The sequence below is a fragment of the Nocardiopsis halotolerans DSM 44410 genome (assembly GCF_000341065.1).
Classification (GTDB): domain Bacteria; phylum Actinomycetota; class Actinomycetes; order Streptosporangiales; family Streptosporangiaceae; genus Nocardiopsis; species Nocardiopsis halotolerans.
This window is the reverse complement of record NZ_ANAX01000187.1, coordinates 1-8051: the sequence shown is the minus strand read 5'-3', so window position 1 is coordinate 8051 and position 8051 is coordinate 1. Positions and strand designations below refer to the sequence as shown.

Here is an 8051-nt window from a genome sequence, read left to right as displayed (position 1 = left end):
GCGGCCACCGCCGCCGGCGCGTGCAGCAGGGACGCGGTGAGCGCCGCGGCGAGGGCGATGGCTCGTGGGATCGGTGCCGCGCCCCTGGCGGCCAGGGACATGGGACGGTTCCGGTTCGGGTGCACCAACGTGGCTCCTTCCGGCTGCTGTCTTACGGACAGGGGCAGTCGGAAGGGATGCGCCTCGGCGTGGTCACCGTGCGCGACGTCCGGCTTGCCCTAGGAGAAAACCTTCATGATTTGTCGGGCGGATGCAAGGCTCCTACGCCGGGTTGGTGCGTATGTGTCGCGGGAGTCGGGTGTTGCTCCCTCCCACGGCCACGATGCGTTCATGATCGTGTGTGGGCGCTCCGGCCTGCCTCGGGAAGGACGGAGACCACCGCGGAGGCGATGACGGCCTGGCCGATGTCGTTGGTGTGGATGCCGTCGGCGCCGAAGATGCCCTGGTCCCTGCCGCGCGGGTGTGAGCTCAGGTCGACCAGGGTGACCCGCTCGTGCTCGGCCGCCAGCTCCTTCAGCACCCCGTGCAGGGCGGGCATGCGCTCGATGAGGCGGCTGCGGAACGGCTCCGGAACGGGCAGCGGGCCCGTGTCGAAGGTCGTGATCAGCACGACGTCGCTGCCCGCGCCGGCCAGCGCCGACAGGATGCCGCCGACCGTCTCCTTCGTCCGCTTCGGATCAAAGCCCGATCCCAGCACGTCGTTCCCGCCGCACAGGACGAAGGACAGGTCCGGGCCGAAGTCGACCGCGGGGGCCACCTGTTCGTCCGCGACCTGTGCCGACGTCAGGTCCCGCTTGCCGAGGTTGAGGAGTTCGACGTCCGTGCGCTGGCGCCGCAACGCCCGGACCACGCGGTCCGGCCAGCTGAGCCGCTCGTAGCCCTGGACGGGATCGACCAGCGTGGCCTCGGCGAGGCTGTCGCCGACGACGACCACCCGCCCCCAGTCCGCGCCGCGCAGCAGTTCGTCCTCTTTCTCGCTGGTGAGAATATCCGGATCGCTTTTTTCGAGGTCGTATTGCATCGTGCCCCGTTCGAGGTGGGTTGATGTGTGGTGGCGCTGGTCACGATAGCAAATAATTCTTCGCGGGACAGTGCTCGTGTCCGGGTCACCGGGGTTCTGGTGTTTTTCGGGAGAAGGACCGTTCTGCGCTCGGCGGGATGGCGAGTGTGTTACGGAATCCGTGACCAGGGGTGGAGCCGGAACATCTCGTGTCCCACGGGGGAATCCTCCTCGGAGGCGTGCCTGGAAGGCGGTCGTGGGGCGCTGTTTCGACCTTCGGAGCCCTGTCGTGTCTTCTGGGTGGTTTGTCGCCTTCTGGGCTTTTTGTTGCAGGTGGTGGCTCAGTTGGGTTCTGCGTGGAAAGAGAAGCCGGTAAGCATGGATGGGTGAGTGGCCGGCTCCGGGAAAGTGCAGGTCTGGTTGCTCCGGCGATGCTGGTGATATTACCTATTCTGGTCCCCTTGACAGTGTGGCTTCGTCGGTGCTTCTCTGTCTCTGGGTCAAAGCTACTGGCCCGTAATTTGTGCGGGAGTGCGCCGATGAACCATCGGATCCTTCCTTTTCTGATGTGTTAAATCGAAAGACGAGGGTGAATTCTCCATGTCGTCCTGGCGTTCTCGCATCCTGATACTGCCGGTGGGGACATTCGTCATCGGTACGGACGCCTTCGTCGTGGCCGGTGTTCTTCCCAGCCTGACGGAGGAGCTGCGGGTGGACGCCACGGCGGTCGGCCTGCTGATCACCCTCTTCGCCGTCACCTACGCCGTCGCGAGCCCGGTGCTCGGCGCGCTCACCAGCCAGTGGGAGCGCAGACGCCTACTCCTGGTGGCGCTGGCCGTCTTCGCCGTCGCCAACCTGCTCGCGGCGATCACTCCCAACTACGGCTTCATGCTCTTCGCGCGGGTTCTGGCCGGGATCGGCGCCGCGATGTTCACACCGGCCGCGACGGGCACGGCCGCGATGCTGGTGTCGGCCGAGGTGCGCGGACGGGCGCTCGCGCTGGTCGGTGCCGGCCTGACCATCGCGACCGTGATCGGCGTCCCGCTGGCCACCCTGGTCGGCAACACCGTCGGGTTCCGGGCGGCGTTCTGGGCGATCACCGCCGCCAGCGTGGTCGTCGCGGCCGTGATCGCGATGCGGCTGCCGGCCGTCACGATGCCGGGCGGAACGACCCTGCGGCAGCGACTCGACATCGCGCGGCTGCCGGGCGTGCTCTCCACCCTGGCCGTGTCCACCTGCGCCTTCGTCGGTGGTTTCACCGTCTACAACTACATCGCCCCGTTGTTCGACGACCAACTGGGAGCCGACCCGAGGTCGATCACGCTGCTGCTGCTGGCCTTCGGTGTCGGCGGGGCGATCGGAAACTTCGTCGGCGGTTCGGTCGCCGACCGGATCGGAGCCTTCAGGACGGTGCTCACCGGGCTGGTCCTGGCCAGCGGCGGCCTGCTGCTGATCGCCCTGGTCGGGGACACCTGGGCCGGGGCGGTCGTCTCGATCATGTTGTGGGGTGTCGGCGGCTGGATGCAGGTACCCGCCCAGCAGGCCCGCCTGGTCGCCCTGGCCGGTCCGGCCGGACCGCTGGCGATCTCGCTCAACGCCTCGGCGATGTACCTCGGCATCGGGCTCGCCGGTGCCGTCGGTGGCCTGGTCATCGGGACCGCGGGCCTCGGGTGGCTGGCACCGTTCGGCGCGTCGATGGGTGCGCTCGGCCTGGTCATCACCCTCGTGTTCTACCCGCGGGCGGAGAGAAGGGCCGCCGCGGCCGCCACAGACAAGGCCTGACACCACGTGACCAGGAGTCCTGATCCATGCGAGCACACACGTCCACCGGCGGCGAGGCCCTACCGGAGGAGCCCGACCTCTTCCTGCGATGGCTGACACATCCGTCGAGGAGCAGGGGAATCCACTTCTACGAGAGCGGCCGGTGGACGTTCCACTCCTACGCCGGGATCGCGGCCACCGCCCGGGCCCTGGCCGCGCGGATCGGTGCGGTCCACCCCGAAGGGGATCCCGTACGGATCGCCGTGTTCAGTGAGCACACGCCGAGCGTGCTGGCCGGATTCGGCGCCGCGTGGCTGCTGGGAGGCGCCGCGCACGTCCTGCCGCAGCCGCTCACGTTTCAGCGGTGGCCCCGGTTCGTCGCGCAGATCGAGCACATGAACCGCCTGACCGGCTGCCGGTACCTGGTCCACGACGCCGGCGGCGGCGAGGTGGCGGACAGGCTCGTGCGCTCCCTGTCCGGCGACCTCTGGCTGCTACCCGTCGAACCCACTCCCGCGGAGGCCGGGACCGGGCCGTTTCCCGAGGCCGAAGCCGCGGCGCGGGCCTGGAACACGCGGGACGCGGCGGTGTACCAGTTCACCTCGGGCTCGACCGGCGCGCCCAAACTGATCGAGGTCTCGGCCGGAAACCTGTGCGCGAACCTGGTCGGCATGCGGCACTGGCTGGACTGGCGCCCCGGTACGGACGGTTGGGCCTCCTGGCTCCCGCTCCACCACGACATGGGCCTGGTCGGCGGCATGTTCGTGCCCGCCACGCACGCCAGCGACCTGTGGTCGATACCGCCGGGCGAGTTCCTGCGTCGTCCCGAAACGTGGTTGGAGGCACTCTCCGGAGGCAGGGCGACCGTGACCGCGGGTCCGCCGTTCGGTTACTCCTACGCCGCGAAACGTGTCGGTGAGCTTCCCCCCGGGACCGACCTCGGTTCCTGGCGGATCGCGTGCATCGCCGCGGAGGTCGTCACCGAGGAGGTGCTCGACCTCTTCACCGCGCGATTCGAGACGTCCGGATACTCGCCGCTGACCTGGTGCCCGGCCTACGGGCTCGCGGAGTCGACCCTCTGCGTCACCGCCGTGGACCCCACCACGCCCACCAGGATCGCCCGCGTGGCCGAGGACGCGCCGTTCCGGATCGGCGAACCGGTCCCGCTGCTCGGTGTCGACGAGTTCGGCGCGCCGGCCACGGCGGCCGGGCGTCCGATCACCGGCTGCGGAACCCCGATCGGGGGGACGTCGGTGGAGATCGTCGACCGGGACGGTGAAGCCCTGCCGGACGGTCACTTCGGGGAGATCGTCATCCGTGGGATGTCGGTCGCGTCGGTCCACGGCTCCTCCGGAAGCGGCGGCCGCGTCGAACAGGAGGACCGGTTCCACGTGAGCGGGGACGGCGGCTTCCGCGTCGGCGACGAACTGTACGTCGTCGGCAGGCTCGGAGACGGGGTCAAGGTACGCGGTGAGTTCGTCGACTGCGAGGGGCTCGAACAGCGGCTCGCCTCCGCGGCGGGCGTCGCACCGGGGCGAGCGGCGCTCGCGCTCGGCCAGGTGGGCGACCGGATCCAGGCGGTCCTCCTCCTGCGTTCCGACGATCCCTCGCCCGAGGCGGTGGCCCGCGCGGAGGCGGTGGTCCGGGCCGCCCTGGGCGGCGGCGCGGAACTGCTGGTGCGACCGGTGGAGGCGGGGGAGATCCCGAAGACGTCCAGTGGAAAGGTCCAGCGACGGCGGATCTGGCACCGGTGGAGCACGCTCGCCGCGTCCGAGCAGGGAGGAACCGGCAATGCCGACGCGACTGACTGAGGGCGTCCCGCCCATGGAGTGGGACGCCGGGGACGGCACCGGCACCGACCGATTCGAACGGCTGTACTTGCGGTGGGAACAGCAGCCGTGGAGCGCGATGGGGATCGACCTGTCGGTCGACAGGTCGTCCTGGCCGCGCATCCCGCAGCAACTGCGCTCGGAGATGGAAGCGGCCGTCAGCGAACTGGGCGGCGGTGACGTCGCGGTCACGCGGCTGCTCACCCCCCTGATCGACCACGCTCCCCGTGAGGCGTGGCGGGTCTATCTCGCGACGCAGCTGTCCGACGAGGCCCGGCACGCGGTGTTCTTCCGCCGCTACGCGCACGAGGTCCTCCGGGACCGGGAACCCGACCCCCGGTACGGAGAACTCGTCGACTTCGACGACAGCGCCTACGTGACCGAGTTCGAGCCGGAACTGAGGAGGTCCGTGCTCGCGGTCCGCGACGCTCCGGAGGACGAGGAGGCGTGGTACCGGGCGAGTGTGCTCTACCACCTCGTCACCGAGGGCGTGCTGGGGGTGACCGTCCTCCGCCTCGGCCAGGCGCTGTCCGGCAACAGGCGGATGTGCCCCGGCCTGGCTGACGGGGTCGCGGCGATCTTCCGTGACGAGTCGCGCCACATCAGCTTCGGCCGGGCGGCCGCGGTGGAGGGGGTGACGAGCGGACACGGAACCGCGATCGCCGAGAGCTACCGCCGAGGCGCCGCACTCGCCGCCCGGGTCATGGTCGGGCCGACCCGGGAACAGCGGGTCATCGGTCAGACGCGCTGGCGCGAGCGAAGCGGCGCGAGCAAGCGGGCCCGGCTGGAGGACACCCGCCGCCGGTTGGTCGACCAGGCCGTGCGGCTCGGTCTGCCGATCAGCGGCGACGAACTGGAACTCGCCTGGACCAGGGCGCGCGACCGTGCGTTCGACGACTACCGCGCCCGTTGGGGGCGGCCGCACACAGCGGAGACCGTTGCGGAGGAGACAGCGTGACCACCCGGACCGACCGCTCCAGCACGACCTGGAAGCGGATTGCCGACATGATCATCGAGATGGCGCCGATACCAGTGGCCGAATGGGACGCGGGAACCCACCTCATCGACGACCTCGGCTACGACTCGGTGACCGCGGTCGGCCTGGTGTTCGAGGTTGAGCGCGAGTTCGGCGCCGAACCGGCCCCCGACGACCTGGCGTTCAACGCGGAAACCCTCGGAGACTTCACCGACGCGCTGGCGGAATACGTGTCCGGTGGGTAGGANCCCCCCCCACCCCCGCCACGGCTCTCGGACTGGCTGGCCGCGGTGGCGGACACCGCCTGGATCCCGTCCGACTTCGCCCGGTACGACCTGCCCCTCCGGGACGCGGCACTGCGGCTGAAGGTCACCGAGGCCTTCCTGGACCGGCTGGTGGCCGCCGGGCTGCCCACCGGCGGCCCCGGCGGGGCCTTCGTGGACGCCAACGACGTGTTCAACGTGGCACTCGACGTCGGTGCGCCCTCCACACTCCCGGCACTGGGGTTCCGCGGCGCGCTGCGGTGGCTGCGTCGGCCGCTGCGCACCCTGACGTCGGCGCGGAGCTGGGGCTGCGCGTTCACCGTGCCGGAGACGGCGACCGGGCCGGTGCTGGTGGCACTGCCCGCACCGGAGGGGCACGGCGGCGCCTGGCGACCGGCACCGGGCACGGCCGGGGCGCGGGACGGGCGCTGGGAGGTGCCGCCGGGCGGAACCGCGCGTGGTGTGGCGGATCTGCGTGGCCTGAGAGCACCGATCCGTAGTGAGCTGATCCGCGAGCACGTACGTGCGGTCCTCCGTTCCGGCCAGCGGTGGGCGAAGCTCCCCCTCGCCCTCCAGACACGACCGGAGGTGGTGTCCTCACTCGGCTACGCGACCTGCGTGTCGATCAGTCTCTCGCTCTCGGCGGCTCTGCGCACCGCCGGGTTCGAGGTGCGCACACGGCGCGGGTACCTGATCGCGCCCGTGGGGACGGGGCACTCGTGGGTGGAGGTCGTCGACGAGGACGGCCGGACCAAGGCGATAGACCCGGTGCTGGTCCTGCTGCGCAGACGCCTGGAGGCGCTCGAACCGGTCCCCGACACGTCGGCGGACCCCGAGGACGAGCTCGTCGACGGCCTGCTCGCCAACCGGGTGCTGCCTTCGGACCTGACCGCCGAGGCGCCGCTGGCGGTCGACGCCGACGGTGCGCCGGTCGAACTCACGACGGCGTTCCGCACGATGCCGCTGACCGGCGGTGACCAAGATGAGGAGGCACAGTAGTGACCAGTCAGACGAGAGGCGAGGCACAGGTACGCGAGGTACTCGCGACCTTCCGCGCCGAGCTGCGCTCGTTACCGGGCGACGAGGACCTGATCAACACACGCCGTATCGACTCGCTGACGTTCATCTCGGTCGTGACCGCCCTCATCGACCGGTCCGGCCGGGACATCGACCTCGAGGCGGTCTCCACCGCGCGCCTGCGCACGATCACCGGGTTGGCCGAGGAGTTCTACGGCCCGGAGGACGAGGGGCGGGGGACGAGGTGACCGACGACTCGACGACGCTTGGCCGACAGGGGTGGCGGAACGGACTGTTCACCCTCTCGGGGAAGCAGACGTCCGTGCTGGACCGGGTGGACGCCGCGGTACTGGGATGGGCCCACGAGCTGGGGGCGGTCGCGGAACGGCACGCGGAACTGTTCACCGCCGAGCAGTTGGAGCGCGTCGGCTACTTCGACAGCTTCCCCCACCTGGCACACCGGGTCCGGCCGTGGATGGCCGGGGACGGCACGGAGGAGGACCTCGTCCTGACCTCGGCGTCCTGCTACGGCGTCTACTTCTCGCGAAGCGGCGGGGCGGTCGAGGACCGCACCGTGCTGACCGTGCGGCAGACCTGCCGCCGGCGTGAGGACGAGTACGTACCGCTGCGACGGCAGCGTGAGTTCCAGATGCGCGAGGTCGTCTTCCTCGGTACCGAGGCGACGGTGGAGGCCCTCCTCGGTGAGGGTCTGGAGGCGGTGCGACGGATCGCCGAGGAATTCGGCGTGCCCGGGAGCTTCAAGGCCGCCACGGACCCGTTCTTCCGCAGGGACGATCCACGGCTGCTGCACCAGAAGCTGTTCCCGACGAAGCAGGAGTTCGTCGACGTCAGCGGACTGGCGGTCGCCTCGGTCAACTCACACCGCAACTTCTTCGGTGAGCGGTGCGGTATGCGGCTTTCCGACGGCACCCCGGCCTTCACCGGCTGCGTCGCCTTCGGGTTGGAACGGTGGGTCGACGCGGTACTCCGCGCCGACGATTCCTCGGACGGACTGGGAGAACGGGTATGAGCGACATCGGAGACCGACCCGCGCCGGGGCGAACGGCCGGAAACGACGTGGAGGCCGTCGGCAGACAATGGTCCGCACGGGTCAACGTCGCCAAGATCTGGGCGGTGGGTATGCGTAACCCGCTGATCCGCCAGGCGTTCTGGCAGATCGCCTACGGTACCGACGCGCGTGCCTT

At 70.2% G+C, this 8051-nt stretch carries 8 protein-coding genes; 7 read left to right on the top strand and 1 reads right to left on the bottom strand.

Features of this window, described 5'->3' with window-relative positions:
* Positions 1-328: 328 nt before the first annotated feature.
* The gene (locus tag D455_RS30445) at positions 329-1021 is read right to left on the bottom strand and encodes an SGNH/GDSL hydrolase family protein (protein ID WP_083922233.1); all 693 of its coding nucleotides are present in this window, start codon (positions 1019-1021) and stop codon (positions 329-331) included.
* A 615-nt stretch (positions 1022-1636) separates the two neighbouring features.
* On the opposite strand from D455_RS30445, the gene D455_RS0114340 reads away from it, so the two are divergent.
* The 7 genes from D455_RS0114340 (at position 1637) to D455_RS30430 (ending at position 7876) form a co-directional block, all read left to right on the top strand.
* Complete coding sequence (locus D455_RS0114340) at positions 1637-2782, top strand: MFS transporter (RefSeq protein WP_160167845.1); 1146 nt, start codon at positions 1637-1639, stop codon at positions 2780-2782.
* Between the two features lie 26 nt (positions 2783-2808).
* On the top strand, positions 2809-4572 hold the full coding sequence (locus D455_RS0114335; protein ID WP_017571404.1) for an AMP-binding protein: 1764 nt from the start codon (positions 2809-2811) through the stop codon (positions 4570-4572).
* On the top strand, positions 4553-5548 hold the full coding sequence (locus tag D455_RS0114330) for a ferritin family protein (protein ID WP_040684869.1): 996 nt from the start codon (positions 4553-4555) through the stop codon (positions 5546-5548). Before D455_RS0114335 ends, D455_RS0114330 begins: the two co-directional genes overlap by 20 nt.
* Positions 5545-5811 carry an acyl carrier protein gene (locus D455_RS30440; RefSeq protein ID WP_017571402.1) on the top strand — a complete coding sequence of 89 codons (267 nt, stop codon included), beginning with the start codon at positions 5545-5547 and terminating at the stop codon, positions 5809-5811. The genes D455_RS0114330 and D455_RS30440 overlap by 4 nt, the downstream gene beginning before the upstream one ends.
* A 45-nt stretch (positions 5812-5856) precedes the next feature.
* On the top strand, positions 5857-6828 hold the full coding sequence (locus D455_RS0114315) for a transglutaminase domain-containing protein (protein WP_017571401.1): 972 nt from the start codon (positions 5857-5859) through the stop codon (positions 6826-6828).
* Positions 6828-7094, top strand: a complete 267-nt coding sequence (locus tag D455_RS30435) for a hypothetical protein (protein ID WP_017571400.1) — start codon at positions 6828-6830, stop codon at positions 7092-7094. Before D455_RS0114315 ends, D455_RS30435 begins: the two co-directional genes overlap by 1 nt.
* Positions 7091-7876 carry a class-II aminoacyl-tRNA synthetase family protein gene (locus tag D455_RS30430; protein ID WP_017571399.1) on the top strand — a complete coding sequence of 262 codons (786 nt, stop codon included), beginning with the start codon at positions 7091-7093 and terminating at the stop codon, positions 7874-7876. The genes D455_RS30435 and D455_RS30430 overlap by 4 nt, the downstream gene beginning before the upstream one ends.
* Positions 7877-8051: the final 175 nt, after the last annotated feature.

What these genes read in the sequence shown, in the direction of transcription:
- D455_RS30445 (WP_083922233.1), bottom strand. Translation starts at nt 1,021, where the DNA reads ATGCAATACGACCTCGAAAAAAGCGATCCGGATATTCTCACCAGCGAG.
- D455_RS0114330 (WP_040684869.1), top strand. Translation starts at nt 4,553, where the DNA reads ATGCCGACGCGACTGACTGAGGGCGTCCCGCCCATGGAGTGGGACGCC.
- D455_RS0114335 (WP_017571404.1), top strand. Translation starts at nt 2,809, where the DNA reads ATGCGAGCACACACGTCCACCGGCGGCGAGGCCCTACCGGAGGAGCCC.